The 15872-nt window shown below is 61.6% G+C and carries 17 protein-coding genes and 1 pseudogene; 12 read left to right on the forward strand and 6 right to left on the reverse strand.

All coding sequences use genetic code 11. From position 1 onward, the window contains the following. The 4 genes from PO78_RS08880 to PO78_RS08895 form a co-directional block, all read right to left on the reverse strand. The coding region (locus tag PO78_RS08880) for a DUF3487 family protein (protein ID WP_043743287.1) at positions 1-101 on the reverse strand (101 nt) is incomplete at its 3' end. Positions 102-113: 12 nt separating this feature from the next. Next, on the reverse strand, positions 114-482 hold the full coding sequence (locus tag PO78_RS08885; RefSeq protein WP_043743289.1) for a TIGR03745 family integrating conjugative element membrane protein: 369 nt from the start codon (positions 480-482) through the stop codon (positions 114-116). Between the two features lie 22 nt (positions 483-504). Then, positions 505-744, reverse strand: a complete 240-nt coding sequence (locus PO78_RS08890) for a TIGR03758 family integrating conjugative element protein (RefSeq protein WP_010792128.1) — start codon at positions 742-744, stop codon at positions 505-507. Next, positions 741-1106: an integrative conjugative element protein, RAQPRD family gene (locus tag PO78_RS08895; RefSeq protein WP_043743292.1), complete on the reverse strand. Its 366-nt coding sequence runs from the start codon at positions 1104-1106 to the stop codon at positions 741-743. The genes PO78_RS08890 and PO78_RS08895 overlap by 4 nt, the downstream gene beginning before the upstream one ends. 224 nt (positions 1107-1330) lie before the next feature. Between PO78_RS08895 and mads1 the strand changes: the two genes are divergently transcribed. The 3 genes and pseudogenes from mads1 (at position 1331) to PO78_RS23365 (ending at position 3213) form a co-directional block, all read left to right on the forward strand. Further along, on the forward strand, positions 1331-1531 hold the full coding sequence (gene mads1, locus PO78_RS08900) for a methylation-associated defense system helix-turn-helix domain-containing protein MAD1 (RefSeq protein WP_009397209.1): 201 nt from the start codon (positions 1331-1333) through the stop codon (positions 1529-1531). Positions 1532-1841: 310 nt separating this feature from the next. Beyond that, positions 1842-2405, forward strand: a pseudogene (locus tag PO78_RS23360) (DNA cytosine methyltransferase); the annotation flags it as partial. 400 nt (positions 2406-2805) lie between these two features. Then, positions 2806-3213, forward strand: coding sequence for a DNA cytosine methyltransferase (locus tag PO78_RS23365; protein WP_231570677.1), 408 nt, complete (start codon positions 2806-2808; stop codon positions 3211-3213). Here the strand turns inward: PO78_RS23365 and PO78_RS08905 are convergent. Further along, entirely contained in the window at positions 3210-3668 is a 459-nt protein-coding gene (locus PO78_RS08905) for a very short patch repair endonuclease (RefSeq protein WP_052484395.1), read from the reverse strand. The two genes, PO78_RS23365 and PO78_RS08905, sit on opposite strands and share 4 nt — an antisense overlap. 135 nt (positions 3669-3803) lie before the next feature. On the opposite strand from PO78_RS08905, the gene PO78_RS08910 reads away from it, so the two are divergent. The 6 genes from PO78_RS08910 to PO78_RS08930 all read left to right on the forward strand — a co-directional run bounded on the left by PO78_RS08910 (position 3804) and on the right by PO78_RS08930 (position 12767). Continuing rightward, a complete protein-coding gene (locus PO78_RS08910) occupies positions 3804-5282 on the forward strand; it encodes an ATP-binding protein (protein WP_043743295.1) in 1479 nt (492 codons plus the stop codon). Next, positions 5279-7939 (forward strand): Z1 domain-containing protein, encoded by a 2661-nt coding sequence (locus PO78_RS08915; RefSeq protein WP_043743298.1) that lies wholly within the window; start codon positions 5279-5281, stop codon positions 7937-7939. The genes PO78_RS08910 and PO78_RS08915 overlap by 4 nt, the downstream gene beginning before the upstream one ends. Further along, entirely contained in the window at positions 7932-8897 is a 966-nt protein-coding gene (locus tag PO78_RS08920) for a PD-(D/E)XK motif protein (RefSeq protein WP_009401100.1), read from the forward strand. The genes PO78_RS08915 and PO78_RS08920 overlap by 8 nt, the downstream gene beginning before the upstream one ends. After that, the gene (locus tag PO78_RS08925) at positions 8897-10969 is read left to right on the forward strand and encodes an AIPR family protein (RefSeq protein ID WP_043743301.1); all 2073 of its coding nucleotides are present in this window, start codon (positions 8897-8899) and stop codon (positions 10967-10969) included. Before PO78_RS08920 ends, PO78_RS08925 begins: the two co-directional genes overlap by 1 nt. A 215-nt stretch (positions 10970-11184) precedes the next feature. Next, on the forward strand, positions 11185-11331 hold the full coding sequence (locus tag PO78_RS22835) for a hypothetical protein (protein ID WP_156147795.1): 147 nt from the start codon (positions 11185-11187) through the stop codon (positions 11329-11331). A gap of 47 nt (positions 11332-11378) precedes the next feature. Further along, a complete protein-coding gene (locus PO78_RS08930) occupies positions 11379-12767 on the forward strand; it encodes a hypothetical protein (protein ID WP_043743303.1) in 1389 nt (462 codons plus the stop codon). A 1-nt stretch (position 12768) separates the two neighbouring features. On the opposite strand, the gene PO78_RS08935 is transcribed toward PO78_RS08930, so the two are convergent. Continuing rightward, positions 12769-13467 carry a TIGR03747 family integrating conjugative element membrane protein gene (locus PO78_RS08935; RefSeq protein WP_052484396.1) on the reverse strand — a complete coding sequence of 233 codons (699 nt, stop codon included), beginning with the start codon at positions 13465-13467 and terminating at the stop codon, positions 12769-12771. A gap of 103 nt (positions 13468-13570) precedes the next feature. Here PO78_RS08935 and tnpA point away from each other — a divergent pair, with 103 nt between their 5' ends. The 3 genes from tnpA to tnpC are packed head-to-tail and all read left to right on the forward strand — an operon-like array spanning position 13571 to position 15863. Then, positions 13571-13879 carry an IS66 family insertion sequence element accessory protein TnpA gene (tnpA, locus tag PO78_RS08940; protein WP_043743304.1) on the forward strand — a complete coding sequence of 103 codons (309 nt, stop codon included), beginning with the start codon at positions 13571-13573 and terminating at the stop codon, positions 13877-13879. Further along, positions 13879-14238, forward strand: a complete 360-nt coding sequence (gene tnpB / locus PO78_RS08945) for an IS66 family insertion sequence element accessory protein TnpB (protein ID WP_043743307.1) — start codon at positions 13879-13881, stop codon at positions 14236-14238. The genes tnpA and tnpB overlap by 1 nt, the downstream gene beginning before the upstream one ends. Before the next feature lie 29 nt (positions 14239-14267). Continuing rightward, positions 14268-15863, forward strand: coding sequence for an IS66 family transposase (gene tnpC / locus PO78_RS08950; RefSeq protein WP_043743309.1), 1596 nt, complete (start codon positions 14268-14270; stop codon positions 15861-15863). Positions 15864-15872: the final 9 nt, after the last annotated feature.

Raw genomic sequence — 15872 nt, forward strand, 5'->3', positions numbered from 1 at the left:
TCGTCGGCGGTCAGCCCGCGCACGACCACCGGCTGGCGGTTCAGCCGGTGCGGCAGGAAGGTCACCAGCGTGTCGCGCGGGGTCTCCGAAGGAACGGTCATCGCTTGCCGCCCTTACAGCACGCCGGTGGCCTTGGTGAGCAGCCAGATGCCGACCACCAGCAGGATCGCGCCCACGGCGACCGTCAGGCCGAACTGGCCCCAGGTGGCGCGGCCGGTGTGGATCTCCGAGTAGCGCGTGTAGGCGTGATAGCAGACACCGACGAACATCGAGGCGACCACGAGCAGCGCAATCAGCAGCACGATGTCGTAGCCGTAGTTCTGCAAGGTCTGCAGGATGCCGCTGCCCTGGCCGCGCGATGGGTCTTCCATGGTCGGCAGGCCCTGCGCGAAGGCCGACAGCGGCAGACCCGCGAGCGCGAGCGGCAGGAGCGGTGCGGCGATGCGGGACGGAATGCGATGGGGTGCCGGTGGCGTGTTCATGGCGTATGGCCCTTCGTGACGGTCAGGAGAGGAGGAAGAACGTCAGCACCAGATACATCGCCACGAAGCGCACGACGACGGCGAGGAACTGACGTTCAGTGATGCGGTGCTCGGCCCAGCCGACGTAGGCAGTGCGCATGGCCCACACGCCCCACAGCAGCAACACGGCGAACACGAAGCCCAGCACCACGGCAGAAACGGCCGAAGGCGCAAAGCCGCCGTTGGCCTGGAAGGCGGCGACCTGATCGGCAGAGGGCGTCATGGCGATGGCTCCTCGTCGTCGGCGCGGTCGCGGCGGACGTAATTGCCGGCCAGCGGGACGGGATCGCGCGGCTGGGCGCGCTCGGGTACGAGGTAGTCCTGCAGGCCGGCGCGAACGCGCATCAGGTCTGCGCGTAGCCGGGCGTAGTCGAAGTGGTAGCGGGTGCGTTCCTGCGGAGCGGTATGGGCGGCGTGCTCGGCGAGGCGGTCGAGCAGGTCGAGCTGGCGGGCGAGCGCGGCGAGCTGCTCACGCTCCATGGCGACGCCGTCGGCAGCGACGGCAGGCTGCAGCGCCGAGAACGACACAGCCAACACCACGGCAAGCGCAGGCCATGCGGATGTGCGGCGGTTGGTCTGTCCCATCGTGCCATTCCCCGTTGATGCGGATGGCCAGATGCTGTGGCGTGCTCTCGCTTTGCGCCGTAGGGAATGGGAACTACGGTATGACCGGATTCCCAGGTCGAGCTGGCGATCAACCGTGCAATGCTCCCCGCATTGCGGAGTTGGCCAGCGCCTACCGCGGCTTGGTAGAATTGGCTAAACTTGGCAATCAAAATCTACGAAAGGCCAGATCGGATGGTTTCCGGATGACCGAAGTCGAGAGCGAGATCCTCACGCTGGAGGAGGTCGCGGCCTATCTCAAAGCCGGGAAGCGGACGGTCTATCGCCTTGCCCAGAAAGGCGAGATTCCGGCGTTCAAGCTTGGGGGAACCTGGCGCTTTCGCCGCTCGGAACTGGATCGGTGGATCGCCGAAAGCATCAGCAAGAAGAAGCCGGAGGCAGAGTGAGCGTGCACCCAATCGGCAACCGAATCACATTCGGGAAAGAACTCAGTGGAGGATTGCTGGCGTGCCAGTTCCCATAATTGACCTTTTTGCTGGCCCAGGAGGGCTCGGGGAAGGATTTGCTTCCCTGCAGGGCCACAAGCGGCAGCCATTCTTCGAGATTGCCCTTTCCATTGAAAAGGATGCTGTCGCACATCGCACGCTGACGCTCAGGGCAGTGTTCAGGCGTTTGCGTGGCACCAAGGACGTCAAGCACTACTACAGCTACATACGGGGCGAGATCGATGAGGCCACTTTCCGCAGGATCCCTGCCGTGGCCAGCGCCTTCGAGCATGCTGCCACCGAGGCGAGGTGCCTGGAGCTTGGCAAGTCCGACGAAGCCAGTATCGACAGGGAAATTCGTGCTGCACTGAAGGGGCAGGAAACCTGGGTGCTGATCGGCGGCCCGCCCTGCCAGGCGTATTCGCTGGCGGGGCGCTCCAGACGCGCCAACGACAAGGACTTTCACAAGGATGAAAAGCACTTCCTCTACAGGGAGTACCTGAGAATCATCCAGGTGCACAAGCCCACCATCTTCGTGATGGAGAATGTCAAGGGTCTGCTTTCCTCGAAGCACTCCGGCGACCCGATGTTCGAGAAGATCATTGCGGATCTTTCGATGCCGACCGAGAGGCTCGAATATGAGATCCGATCCTTCACCAAGGAGGGCGACGGCAGTTCGCTGGAACCCACCGACTACCTAATCCGTTCTGAGCGCCATGGGATCCCGCAAAGTAGGCATCGCGTGATTCTGCTCGGAGTGAGAAAGGGGCTGGACATGCCTCAACACCAGTTGCTGGCACCAGTAACAAGGCCTGTCACGGTCAAACAGGCCATTGACGATCTTCCCCGAATCCGCAGCAAGCTGTCGCGTGGCGATTCAGTGGAGGCATGGCGCAAGGCTGTTCAGGCTGCCCCCTCTTACGTCAAGGGATGGAGGACAGAAAACGAGTCCGTCATGATCGGGACAATGCGTGCCTTTGGCGCTGCGGCAACCAGCACCACGACCGGTGGCGCCTTCATTTCACGAGGCTACAGAAGGCCGAAGAAGCCGACCGAGCTTCAGCAATGGCTTCACGACCGAAGCCTGGGTGGTGTCTGTCAGCATGAAGCGCGCGCGCACATGGCATCCGATCTTGCTCGCTATCTCTTCTCGGCCAGCTTCGCTCATTTATGGGGATATTGCCCACGGCTGGATGTGTTCCCTCCCAAGCTGCTTCCCGATCACATCAATGTGCATGTCGATCGGGAATCCGAAGCGATCCCGTTCAAGGATCGGTTCCGCGTGCAGTGCAGGAACGAACCGTCCACCACGGTGGTGGCCTCACATTGCCAAGGACGGGCACTACTACATCCACTACGACCCCTCCCAATGCAGAAGTCTCACGGTCAGGGAAGCAGCACGGCTCCAGACGTTTCCCGACAACTACGTCTTCGCGGGCAACCGCACGGAGCAGTACACCCAGGTCGGCAATGCGGTGCCTCCGTTGCTTGCCCACAAACTGGCCAAGATCGTTCGTAGCCTTCTGAACGAGATGAGCAGGAGGAGGCGGAGGCAGGCTGGTGATGCCGTACAGAAGAGGCCGGCGGGAAGCGTGCCGCGAAACCTGCCAGAACAGCTTCCGGTGCTTGCCGAAGCGGGCTAGTCAATGCTCTGACCAATCACCAGGACATCCTCATCGCCATGCAGCCACTCCTCAACCGCTTGCGCAGTCTCCTCGACCGAGTGCTTCAAGGCGCACTCCCAGACGACCGCCACGCGCCAGCCGAGAGCATGGAGCATCTCCGCATGGCGCCTGTCGCGAGCGACATTTCCCTGGAATTTCTGCCGCCAGAAATCTTCATTGGTCCTGGGAGTGGTTGTGTAACGGCAGCCTTCATGTCGGTGCCAGAAGCAGCCATGGACGAACACCACTGCTTTGCGCTTCGGGAACACAAGGTCGGGGGAGCCGGGCAGCCCCCGCACATGAAGTCGATATCGAAAACCCCTGGCGAAAAGAAGGGAGCGAAGTATCCGTTCCGGCCGGGTGTTCTTTCCGCGAATGCTCGACATCATGCGGCTGCGCTGCGGAGTGGTAGGAACGCGCATGGTCTTGAGCATCTTCCGCCCGAATGTCTGCAGAAATGGCAGCTCCGCGCTTCCGCTTGGCAATGCGAACGGATGAAGACGACACCCGAAGCAGCAATTCGGAGCTTACCATGCGCTTGACTCACGAGAAGGCGCAAGAGGAAGCCGATGGCTCGTGATCGCAGTCATCCGCCGAGCGCGGCCTGCCTTTCCGAATCGATGCGGGACCTTGGGTACTCGCTCGAAACTGCGATTGCCGATCTGATCGACAACAGCATTTCCGCTGGCGCTGACACCATCGACATCATTTGCGATGTGTCCGGTGAGCATCCTGTGATGGTCATCCTCGACAACGGCAGGGGGATGACAGAAGACGAGCTGCTCGATGCGATGCGTCATGGGACCGGCAACCCCAGGCAGCATCGGTCGCCGCAGGATCTTGGGCGCTTCGGCCTTGGCCTGAAGACAGCATCGTTTTCCCAATGCCGCTCGCTGACCGTTGTGAGCACACGCGGTGGAACTGTCTGCGGAGCCGAATGGAATCTGGGATCGCATCGATGCTGCGACGACTGGATCCTTTCCATCCTGGACGATGCGGACATCCATGGGTTGCCTTATGTCGAACGGCTCGGCGCCCGGGGCACGGCCGTTATCTGGCGAGAGCTCGACCGATTGATGGAGGACGAGGCCGGGGATCGTCGAGACGAGATCGTCAATGAGAAGCTTGAGGCGGTGGGCAGACATCTGTCACTTGTCTTCCACCGGTTTCTCTCGGGTGAGATCAGGGGACATGCCAGGATTTCTCTCACCGTCAATGGTCGTCCGATTACGGCATTCGATCCCTTCTGCAGGAAGAATCCTGCCACCCAGGTGCTTCCGGAGGAGATCGTCCGCATCGGCGAGGCCGAGGTGCGCCTGCAGCCTTACGTGCTTCCGCACCACAGTCGTCTGTCCGCGTCCGAGTACGACTACTACCAGGATCGCAGTGACTTCATCTCCAATCAGGGGGGCTACGTCTATCGAAACGGCCGCCTGATGGCCTGGGGCGACTGGTTCAGACTCGTGCCGAAGGGTGAGGCCACCAAGTTGGCGCGGGTACAGATCGACTTTCCCAACAGTCTGGACGAAGCCTGGACCATCGACATCAAGAAATCGCGTGCCCGCCCGCCGCATGGGGTGCGGGAGCGGCTGCGTCAGATCATCAACAGGATCACTGCCCGCAGCGTGACGGTGCATAGGGGGCGCGGGCAGAAGCTCTTTCAGGAGAGCCAAGCCCCGTTCTGGGAGCGCTACGCCGATCTCGGCGGCATCCGTTTCGCAATCAACGAGCAGCACCCGCTCATCGCATCCCTGGGCACAAGACTTTCGTCCGAAGATGCGGATCTGCTTCGTGTCCTGCTGGATTCGATTGCGGCCTCCCTGCCGGTGGAGATGATCTATTCCGATTACTCGACCCATCCGCGCGAGATCAACCAGAGGGCGGTGGATGAAAGCCAGACTCTGGAGCGCCTGAAGAGTCTCAGGAAGGTGCTCTACGGCGACGGGCCGGGCGATCCGAATGCCTTTCTGCAGATCGTGCGCTCGACGCACCTTTTCGATGGCCAGATCGAACTGGCGGAAAAATTCATCAGCGAGACCTTTGCATGAGCCTCACAGTCATCACGGAAGAACGAAACATTGCCAACGCGCTCATCTCGGGCCTTGCCAACATGGCCGAGACGCCGACGCGCGAGCAGGTGGAGGAAAAGGCGCGACAGATCGCCGCAATCTTCGGCTATACGGGTGATCTCCGCAATATCGTCACCGAGGCGATGATTTCGGTCGACACGCGCATGGGCGCCGGTGTTTCGCTGGTGGATGTCACTGCGAAGCATGATGATCAGTGGGTCCACAAGCGTGAGGATGTCGCCTGGACCTATGCGGAATCCTATGGAAACTTTCTTCTCAAGGAAGGTTGGCCACCGCAGATGGTGCAGTCGCTGAGCGATGTGACGACCCGCATTCTCGGCCACCTGCAGGACCCGTTGAGCGAGGGCACAACCTGGAACCGTCGCGGACTTGTCATCGGTCATGTGCAGTCGGGCAAGACGGCCAACTACACCGGCCTGATAGCACGCGCCGCCGACGCCGGCTACAAGTTCATCATCGTCGTCGCCGGCATTCACAACAATCTGCGCAAGCAAACGCAGCAGCGCATCGATGAGGCCTTCATCGGCCGGTCTAGCGATCCCGAGGATCGTCGCAACATCGGTGTCGGTCTCGCGCCGGGTTATCCGCATCCGGCCACGCTCACCAACATCAACGAGGACTTCAACAAGAACACGGCGGAAAAGAGCGGCTGGAAGATCAACGACTTCAGTAAGCCGATCATTCTGGTCATCAAGAAGAACGTCACGACGCTCACGGCTCTTCACAAGTGGCTGAAGGAGCTGAACGCCGAGGGCGATGGCCGGATTTCCGACGTGCCGATGCTGCTGATTGACGACGAGGCCGACAACGCGTCGATCAACACGAACAAGGAGGATCTGGATCCGACCCGAACCAATGCGATGATCCGGCGCATTCTCGGGCTGTTCGCGAAATCGTGCTATGTCGGCTACACGGCGACACCGTTCGCCAACATCTTCATCAACCCCGACGCCTATGGCGATGATGTGCGTGAGGAGCTGTTCCCGCGCGACTTCATCTATTGCCTAGACGCGCCAACGACGTACTTCGGTGCCGAGAAGGTGTTCCTCGACGAGGCGACCAGTCAATCGATCGTGAGGCCGATCGACGATTGCGAGGATCTCATCCCGTACGCCCACAAGCGTGACGATCCCGTCCACGAGTTGCCCCCCAGCCTCTATCGCGCACTCGACGAGTTCATCGTCGCCCGCGCCATCCGGAACCTGCGTGGGCAGACCGGCAAGCATTGCTCAATGATGGTCAACGTGTCGCGCTTCGTGCCCGTTCAGAAGGCCGTGCGTGACTTCCTGAGTCTCAGGGAGAAGAAGATCAGGGAAGCGGTTCTCGCCAACTACGCGATGCCGGAGGAGGTTTCCTCAAGAAACGCGTACATGCAGGGCCTGAAGCACGCCTTCGATGCCGAGTATGCCGATGCTGGGTTTACCTGGGCGGAAGTGAAGGCTGCCCTCAGCGGCGTCTTCGAGCACCTCCACCTCTATGTCATCAACAGCAAGAGTGACGAGGTGCTCGACTACGCCCGCTACGCGAAGGAAGGAGTCGGGTTGACTGCGGTCGCGGTCGGTGGTCTGAGCCTCTCCCGAGGCCTGACCATCGAGGGGTTGACCGTCAGCTACATGTACCGCAACACGAAAATGTACGACACCCTCATGCAGATGGGCCGGTGGTTCGGTTACCGGCCGGGCTTCGAGGACCTCTGCCGCGTCCATCTCTCGCGCGATTCGATCAACTGGTACTCCCACATCGCCGATGCCGCCGAAGAGCTTGTACAGCAGGCCAAGCGCATGCGGCGCGATCGCCTCAGCCCGAAGGATTTTGGCCTGTACGTCCGCTCGCATCCGGACAGCCTGCTGATCACGGCGGCGAACAAGATGCGATCCGGCCAGGAGGTCACGGTCGAGCAGAGTTTCAGTGGGCGATTGCGGGAGAGCTACATTGTCTCCACCGACCCTGACGTGAATGCCAGGAACCTTGCGCTGATCGGCGATCACTGGCGAAGTGGATTCGGCGGGCGACCGGAGGAGTCCACCGAAAAGGGCGTCATCTTCAGGGACGTGCCTGTCGAGGTGATCGACGACTTCCTCACCCGGTTCGAATGCCATTCGACCTTTGCCGGACAGAAGTCGGACGTGGTGAGCTATCTCGAACGGATTGCGACGAAGCGCCCGCTGGCCGATGTTCTGCTGATTTCCCCTTCGGGTGGCTCAGGCGGTGAAAACCCGTTCACCCTGAGGAATCAGGTGCGCGTCGTCGGGAAGGATCAGCCGAACGGCACTTCGTGGCGCCTGAACAAGGACAGGGTTGCCTCGCGTGGCGACGAGAAGCTTGGGCTCAGCGACGCACAACGCAATGAGGCCAGGACGCTTGCTGGCGGCGAAGATGGCTCAGGAGCGGTATCCGACACGCATTACCGCATGGTCCGGAACAAGCCGCTCCTCATGATTCACAGCCTGGAGCCCAAGGGCGAGGCCGTGACGGGACCGATCGCAGCCTTCGGCGTCAGTTTTCCCTACGGGGACTATTCGACGACCATCAATGTCGTCGTGAACAAGGTCTGGCTCCAGCAGATGCAGGGTTACGCCGACGATCCTGACGAGGAGGATGACTACGATGCCTGAGTCCTCTCCGTGGGATGACATCGCCGTTCCGGGAGCGGACTTCAATGTCCGCCAGGTTGCGGTGGGAACGGCCGTGCCCTGTTTCTGGGGACGCGATGCCGGAGGCGCCTGCCTGTTCATCGTGGAGCTTCAGGGCGACCACGCAGCCCAGTACCGGAAGAACGCGGTCACGGTGAACGGCATCGATGTCGATCTTCGTGCCGGAGATCAGGGGCAGCAGCACTTGGTCCTCGCCCTTGAAAGGCAGGTCGACCGCGATCTCTTCGAAGGACTGTGCCGCACCCTTGCATCCTCGCTGGAGCACGCCACCGACTCGGCGAGTTCTCTCGCGGTCTCTCTGGCACACATCCGCCGTTGGAAGACCTTCCTGTCAGGCCGGAGTCAGCACCTGTCCATCGAGGAAGTGCGCGGTCTCTTCGCCGAAATCGTCTTCCTGACGGAACTGATCGATCGGCAGATGTCGAGCAGTGCCGCCGTCGAAGCCTGGCTCGGTCCGGAACGATCACATCAGGATTTCATATTCGGCAACACAGCCGTCGAGGTCAAATCGCTCTCGGGGGCAGAGCGGAGCAGCATCCGCATTTCGTCAGAAGACCAGCTTGAATCCCTGAACGATGCGCTGTTCCTGCGCGTGTACCGGCTGAGCAGCTTGGCCGACGCGGCAGGAGCCCGATCGCTCAACGAGATCGTCGCTGCAGTCCAGGCGCGTCTCGGCGAGGCGGATGCCGTCGAGGCCTTTGACAGGAAGCTGGTTGCGCACGGCTATGCCCCGCTCCCTGACTACGATGAGCCTCGCTTTGTCGTCAGCGACGTGCGCAGCTATCGTGTCGGTGACGGTTTTCCGCGTCTCATGCGGTCGCAACTGCCGACAGGGATTGCTAACGTGGCCTACGACATCAGGCTGGAAACGATTGCTCCCTACGAGTGTGACGAAGCAGCCATCTTCGGGGAGGATTGATGGAGCAGACCGACGAAGAGTTCTTCCACGACTTCCGACAGGAACTGTTGGCGGGCGCCGAAGCCAATGGCAGCTTCCAGCTCTCCGAATTCATGGAGGCCATCGCGAACGACCTAGTCGAGACAGGCTTCACGGAAGGTTTCGAACTCTGCCATTTCCGGGCGCAGCGTGGCATGCGCGTGGACGGCTACTGGTTCAATGACGAAGGAGTTCTGGACCTCTTCATCGCGGACTTCGACTCCCGAAACGAGCTGGCATCGCTCACCAGAACGGAAGTGGTCGCGGCATTCAAGCGTGTTGCCAACTTCTTCGAGGCCAGTGCCAACAAGGGCCTGGCCGGCGAACTGGAGGTCACATCGCCGGAGTACGGCCTTGCCAGGCAGATTGCGGATCGCAAGGGCGCCATTCGGCAGGTCAACTTGGTTCTCTTCTCCGAGCGCACGCTCAGCGAGAAGATTCAGGCCCTTCCCGATACGGAAGTGGCAGGTGTTCCGGCTGCTCACCACATCTGGGACATCTCACGACTTCATCGTCAGCGAAGCTCCCGCAGCCACAAGGAGCCACTCGACCTCGACTTCGAGCAAATGTTCGGCAAGGGTATCGCCTGCCTTCCCGCACACCTGGGGACCGATGCCTATCAATCCTATCTCATGGTCATGCCTGCCGAGGTGCTGACGACCCTGTACGAGAGATTCGGAGCGCGTTTGCTTGAGCAGAACGTCCGAACATTCCTGCAGGCGCGCGGTAATGTGAACCAGGGAATAAGGGCGACGATCCTGAACGAACCTGGGATGTTCTTTGCCTACAACAACGGGATCACGGCCACTGCACAGAGTGTCGAGACAGGGATGACGGATTCCGGTCTGGCGATCACCAGGGTTGTCGATCTCCAGATCGTCAATGGTGGCCAGACCACGGCATCGCTGTTCCACACACGGAAGCGGGACAAGGCCGATCTTTCCCAGATATTCGTCCAGTTGAAGCTGTCTGTCATCGACAGCCGACAGAGCGAAACGGTCGTTCCAAGGATATCGGAGTATGCGAACACCCAGAATCGGGTGAATGCCGCCGACTTCTTCTCGAACCACCCGTTCCATGTGCGGATGGAAGGGTTTTCCCGACGGATTTGGGCGCCGGCGCAGAAGGGCGCCCCGCGCGAGACGAGGTGGTTCTATGAGCGCGCACGCGGCCAGTATGCCGATGCGCAGTCGAAGCTCACGCCTGCGGAACAGCGTCGCTTCAAGGCGGAGCATCCCAAGCCACAGATGTTCACGAAGACGGATCTTGCGAAGTTCGAGAATGTCTGGGATGACCACCCCAGGTGGGTGAATCTTGGCTCCCAGAAGAACTTTGCGCGCTACGCCGCCCGAATCGGCAGCGAGTGGGAGAAATCATCCGACGCGTTCAACGAGTTCTATTTCAAGAGGGCTGTCGCACGTGGCCTGATCTTCCGCGCCACGGAGCGCATCGTTTCTGCACAGCCCTGGTACAACGGCGGGTACCGAGCAAACATCGTGGCCTACACGCTGGCGGTACTCGGTGACATCACGAAGCGCAGGAAGGAGAGCATCGACTTTCTGGGCATCTGGAATGCGCAGAAGGTCGACCCAGTGCTCGAAAGTGCCATCGCTGTCGTGTCAGGGGTCGTGAACGATGACATCATCCGACCGCCACAAGGCATTTCCAACATTTCCGAGTGGTGCAAGAAGGAGGCGTGCTGGACGAGGATACAGGCTCGTAGCGAAGAGATTGCCAATCTCCTCCCGCCCGAGTTCTACGATCGACTTGTTCCGCAGGATAATCAGGCAGCGATTGTGAAGACAGCGAAGCAGACGCAGAGGATCGACAACGGCATCGAGGCGCAACGAAAAGTGCTGGCTGTTACCGCTGCGGAATGGGCTCGCATCCATCAGTCGCTGCTTGAGAAAGATCTGCTCACGCCCAAGGAAGACGGCGTGCTCAGGGTTGCCATGCAGATTCCCTCAAAGCTTCCGACAGAGAAACAGAGTGTGGTGCTGCTGGACATTCTCGACAAGGGGCGGATGGAGGGCGTGGTTGTGAGCGAATCCTGAGCGAATGCTAACGGCCAGAGGGTCACCAAGGACGCTGCCGCCATGCGGTGGTGCAAGCACGCTTCAGATCACGCGGCGAACGTAGGCTCCAAACCCTGGAAGTACCTGCCGGTGCCCCACGACGAAATCAACGAGTCGAAACGGCTCGCGGATTACCTGCGCTTTGAGGTCAAGGAGTAGTTGAGTTGCAGCTGTTGCCAGATGGAGATTCCGATATGAGCCGTGCTCATCTGCGCTTCCGGGTCGATTTCCGTCTCGCGACGTTGTTGAGCCAGGAGTACTCCTCGTCCGAGCGAGCGCTGAAGGAGCTCGTGGACAACGCATTGGATGCCGACGCGGAGCGGGTATGGGCTGGACGATGAGCCTTCGATAGTTCTCGGGGAAAGCTCGCATTTCGCCAGGAGGGGCCATGAATCAACAGATGTCACAGCCATCACCAAGAGAGCATCATTTCTACGTTGCGATTGCCAAGTTTCTTTTCCACCATCCGGAGCATGGCGTCGTATCTGTACGGGACCCGATCAAGGTCAAGGACGCAGAGCGGTACAGGCTCAGCCCCCTCATACTCTATGGATTGACCGTTGCCGGGTTGCCCATTCGGTGGATGACCTTTACACCGGTCGATCAGCCCAAGGCCTTCCGGGATGTTCTTCTGGATGCGTGGCGTAACGTCAAGGGCTTGCGTGGCCGACCGGACATTCTGCGGATCAATCGCCACCTCGCGACGGCCAGCCCTGAACTGGTAGGGGAAATGGCAAGAATCGGAGTCCAGGTCGAGGTCGCTGATGCCAAGGAGAAATCCCTTCCAGCGTCTCTGCGCTCGGCCCAGGACTCCAGCCGGTGGCTGCTGAGGAAGCACGACGGAAAAGACCGGTCTCTTACCGGGTCCATCCAGGCCCTTTGCCGGGACGCTCAAAATGACCACGATTTTCGTGTCAGGGATGGTCACAGAGGTATGAACAGCCGCGAGGTCGAGGACAGAATCCAGCAGTGGCTGGCCTTACCGGCGCAAGTACCGGTGCCAACAGTGAGCGGAGGACTGGACTGGGAACCCGGTCCATGGCTGTCATCCTGGGAAACCTCTCTGCCGCCCGATCAGCCCCGTTATTTCAACCTCGACGGGTTCGATGGCAGGACATGGCTGCTGACAGGTGAGAAGGCACCGGAGGACATCGTTGAGGATGATGATTTCTGGGCCGACAGTGACTATGACAACGCCGCCGAGATTGCCAAGAACCTCGTGGCGTGCTGGCCCAATTCGCCTGCAGACGTTGCCAAGTGTGCAGGGATCACCCTGCGGGAACTTCAATGGTTCACCTCAGGAAAGGCTCCCCTGGACCGACATGCACGCTTTGACCTGGAAGACTTGCTCGGCATGGAATACGACGAACGCATTAGTAGTTATGTAGGGGCCGGGCCTTATGTCCTGGTGGCCCACAAACCCCAGGCCATCAAGGAAGTCTACGAAGCCATTTCCAAAGGCGGAGACGCACGTCCCTGTGAGATTGTCCCTCGCCAGGGAGCCGCAGATCCAAGCTGGCGATACGTGTTGATCAATACGTATGGAGAGCCCCCGAGCATTGTGATGGCACCTCGCGGAGCAAATATCACGGAGCGTCTTCCGGACTTGCTTATGAATTATGACGGCATCAGGGCTGTCGCTCCGGAGTTCTACCGGGATGTCGTTTCTACCTGCGCCCGGGCCTGCCGCGAACCTGCCGTCAACATCCGGGAGATGAAAGACTTTGTGAAACGCTACGAAGCGCACTGGGCAGATTGCGCTTGGCAGCCGGAGTGATCTACAGATACTTTTTGAACGTCGCCGCCGCGATGCACACCGCCACGCCGAGCAGTGCGGCGCTGGGCAGCAGGATCAGCAGCGGGTTCACGCTGACCGGCAGTGCCAGGTAAGTCACCCATGGCAGTACGGCCAGCGGGATCAGGCTGGCCCTGGCGCGGTGATAGATGAACCCCGACTCGCGTCCCGCGCCGAAGCGGCGGATGTCCCGGCGCACCAGGCCGTCCACCAGCCCGACGAAGGCGGCCATCAGGAACAGTGGCAGGGTCAGGCACAGCACCAGCAGCCGCACGAGAAAGACCAGCGTCGTGTAGGCCGAGGCGATCAGGTAGCTCTCCACGCTCACGTAGACCAGGCCGATGTAGTAACGGAAATCCTTGGTCGGGCGATGGCTGCCGGCGCTGGCTTGGGCCGAGGCGTCGCGTATCCAGTCCAGCAGACCGCTTTTCACGAACAGCCAGTCGTAGCCCTGCTCGACCAGCCGGTGCGCGGTGCGCCCCGGCTCCTGCACCAGCGCGCTGCGCGTGAAATGCGTGGAGAGCTGATCCAGTTCGTAGTGCAGCATGCCCTGCGCGTGGCGCCAGCCCTGCTCGGGCCAGAAGAAGTGCATGCCGACGCATTCGATCAGGATGCACAGCAGCAGCGCGCCGCACAGCACGCCGAAGAAGCGGAACGGCAGCGTGACCAGGCTGGCGATCAGCCCCTGCTGTCGTTGCTGCGTAACCGGTCACTGAGCGGCGTCCTTCTCCAGCCTCCGTCCGCGCGGAACAATCCCTCCCACATTCATCAGGGAGGAGCCGGCAGTGACCAGGGCGACAGCGACCAACAACAAGTGGCGGCGGCGTAGCCGTCAGGAATGGCAAGCAGTCATCGCGCGGTTTGCCGAGAGTGGGCTGGGGGTCGAACCGTTCTGCGCCCGTGAGGGGCTCAGCGAGTCGACCTTCCGGCGCTGGCGTAGCCTGCTGGGCGAGCCGAGTACGCAGTCCGCCGCGCCGGCGATGGAGCGCATCGGCTTCGTCGACGCCGGCACGCTCAAACTCGGCGGCACGGGTCGCCTCGAGCTTCGACTCGATCTGGGCGAGGGCGTGATCCTTCACCTGTCGCGCGGCTGATGTTCTTCCCCGAAGGCGCGGTCCGGGTCCATGTTTATGGCCGCCCGGTCGACATGCGCAAATCCTTCGATGGCCTGTACGCGCTCACCCGCCAGGCGCTCGGCTGCGATCCGCTGTCGGGCGAGCTGTTCGTATTCATCAACCGGCGCGGCACGCAGATGAAGGTGCTGTACTGGGATCGCACCGGATTCTGTGTGTGGGCCAAGCGCCTCGAACAGGGACGCTTCGTGTCGAACTGGGCGCAGGTTCGCACGCGCCAGATGGACTGGACCGGGCTCAAGCTGCTGCTCGAAGGCATCGAACCGGCACGCACCAAGCGCCGTTTCCGACTGCCCGCAAACGCCGTGCAACCCGCATGAATGCTGGGTTATACGGTAAAATATGCGCCATGCCCGCGCCGCACTCCGCCCCCGTTCCGACCCTTGCCGAGGCCGCCCAGTGGGCGCCCGAGCGCGTCGTCGAACTGGCCCAGGCGCATGAGGATCTGCAGCGCCAAGTGCAGACCATCCAACATCAGCTCGAGTGGTTCCGCCGCCAGCTCTTCGGCCAGAAGAGCGAGAAGCGCCTGGTCCCACCGGACCCGGCGCAGATGCATCTGGGCGAGCTACCGATCCCCGAATCGCAGCCCGACACCCCCGGCAAGACCGTGGCGGGACACACCCGCCGTGCGTCGCGCACCGACTACGCACAGGACAAGGACGAATCGGCGCTGTTCTTCGACGAGACGCGCGTCCCGGTCGAGACCATCACGCTCGCCAACCCCGAGACCGAGGGACTCACCGCTGACCAGTTCGAGGTGATCGGCGAGAAGGTCAGCCATCGCCTGGCGCAGCGCCCGGGCAGCTACGTGATCCTCAAGTACGTGCGCCCGGTCATCAAGCGCCGCGACACGCAGACGATCCACTGCCCGGCGGCGCCCGTCGGGGTGATCGAGGGCAGCCGCGCCGACGTGAGTTTCCTGGTCGGGCTGCTGCTCGACAAGTTCGCCTGGCACCTGCCGCTGTACCGCCAGCATCAGCGCCTGGCCGATGCGGGGATCACGGTCAGCCGCGCCTGGCTCACGCAACTGGCCGCACAGGCCGCCGCGCTGCTCGTGCCGATCTACGAGGCGCAGCTCGCATCGATCCGCGCCAGCCGCGTCAAGGCCATGGACGAGACCCCGATCAAGGCCGGCCGTGCCGGCCCGGGCAAGATGAAGGGCTGCTACTTCTGGCCGGTGTATGGCGAGCTGCACGAGATCTGCTTCCCGTTCTTCGATAGCCGCGCACACAGCAATGTCGAGAAGGTGCTCGGGCTCGAGCCGGCCGAAGGCAGTGTCCTGCTCTCGGACGGCTATGGCGCCTACGAGACCTACGCGAGCAAGACCGGGCTCACGCACGCGCAGTGCTGGACGCACTGCCGGCGCGAATTCATCAACGCCGAAGCGGCCGAGCCCGAGCTGGCGGCCAAGGCGATCGCGTTCATCGGCGCGCTCTACGCGGTCGAAGCGAAGATCCGCGACGACAAGCTCAAGGGCGAGGCCAAGCGCGAGTACCGGCTCGATCACGCCCGCCCGATCGTGGCGGCCTTCTTCACCTGGGTAAAGGAGCGCCTGGACGCGCAGGGGCTGCTGCCGACCAACCCGCTGACCAAGGCGCTGATCTACGCGCACAAGCGACGGGCGGCACTGGAAGTGTTCCTGGCCGACCCGGATGTGCCGATCGATACCAACCACCTCGAACGAGCGCTTCGACCGATTCCGATAGGTCGGAAAAACTGGATGTTCAGCTGGACCGAGCTCGGCGCCCAGCATGTGGGCGTCGTCCAGAGCCTGATTGCGACCTGTCGGCTGCACGAGGTCGATCCTTACGACTATCTCGTCGATGTGCTCCAGCGCGTCGGCCAGCACCCGGCCGCCGACGTCGCACAGCTCACGCCCAGGCTGTGGAAGGAGCACTTCGGGAAAGCTCCGTTGCGCTCGGATATCTCAAGCCCCGCTGCGTAGCAACGACGC

This window comes from Thauera sp. SWB20 (genome assembly GCF_000831325.1).
Taxonomy (GTDB): Bacteria; Pseudomonadota; Gammaproteobacteria; order Burkholderiales; family Rhodocyclaceae; genus Thauera; species Thauera aminoaromatica.

Coding starts and splice junctions, on each gene's coding strand:
- PO78_RS08890 (WP_010792128.1), bottom strand. CDS start 744: ATGACGCCCTCTGCCGATCAGGTCGCCGCCTTCCAGGCCAACGGCGGC.
- PO78_RS23365 (WP_231570677.1), top strand. CDS start 2,806: ATGTCGATCGGGAATCCGAAGCGATCCCGTTCAAGGATCGGTTCCGCG.
- PO78_RS08925 (WP_043743301.1), top strand. CDS start 8,897: ATGGAGCAGACCGACGAAGAGTTCTTCCACGACTTCCGACAGGAACTG.
- PO78_RS08915 (WP_043743298.1), top strand. CDS start 5,279: ATGAGCCTCACAGTCATCACGGAAGAACGAAACATTGCCAACGCGCTC.
- PO78_RS08930 (WP_043743303.1), top strand. CDS start 11,379: ATGAATCAACAGATGTCACAGCCATCACCAAGAGAGCATCATTTCTAC.
- tnpC (WP_043743309.1), top strand. CDS start 14,268: ATGCCCGCGCCGCACTCCGCCCCCGTTCCGACCCTTGCCGAGGCCGCC.
- PO78_RS08895 (WP_043743292.1), bottom strand. CDS start 1,106: ATGGGACAGACCAACCGCCGCACATCCGCATGGCCTGCGCTTGCCGTG.
- mads1 (WP_009397209.1), top strand. CDS start 1,331: ATGACCGAAGTCGAGAGCGAGATCCTCACGCTGGAGGAGGTCGCGGCC.
- PO78_RS08910 (WP_043743295.1), top strand. CDS start 3,804: ATGGCTCGTGATCGCAGTCATCCGCCGAGCGCGGCCTGCCTTTCCGAA.
- PO78_RS08905 (WP_052484395.1), bottom strand. CDS start 3,668: ATGCTCAAGACCATGCGCGTTCCTACCACTCCGCAGCGCAGCCGCATG.
- tnpB (WP_043743307.1), top strand. CDS start 13,879: ATGTTCTTCCCCGAAGGCGCGGTCCGGGTCCATGTTTATGGCCGCCCG.
- PO78_RS08885 (WP_043743289.1), bottom strand. CDS start 482: ATGAACACGCCACCGGCACCCCATCGCATTCCGTCCCGCATCGCCGCA.
- PO78_RS08920 (WP_009401100.1), top strand. CDS start 7,932: ATGCCTGAGTCCTCTCCGTGGGATGACATCGCCGTTCCGGGAGCGGAC.
- PO78_RS22835 (WP_156147795.1), top strand. CDS start 11,185: ATGAGCCGTGCTCATCTGCGCTTCCGGGTCGATTTCCGTCTCGCGACG.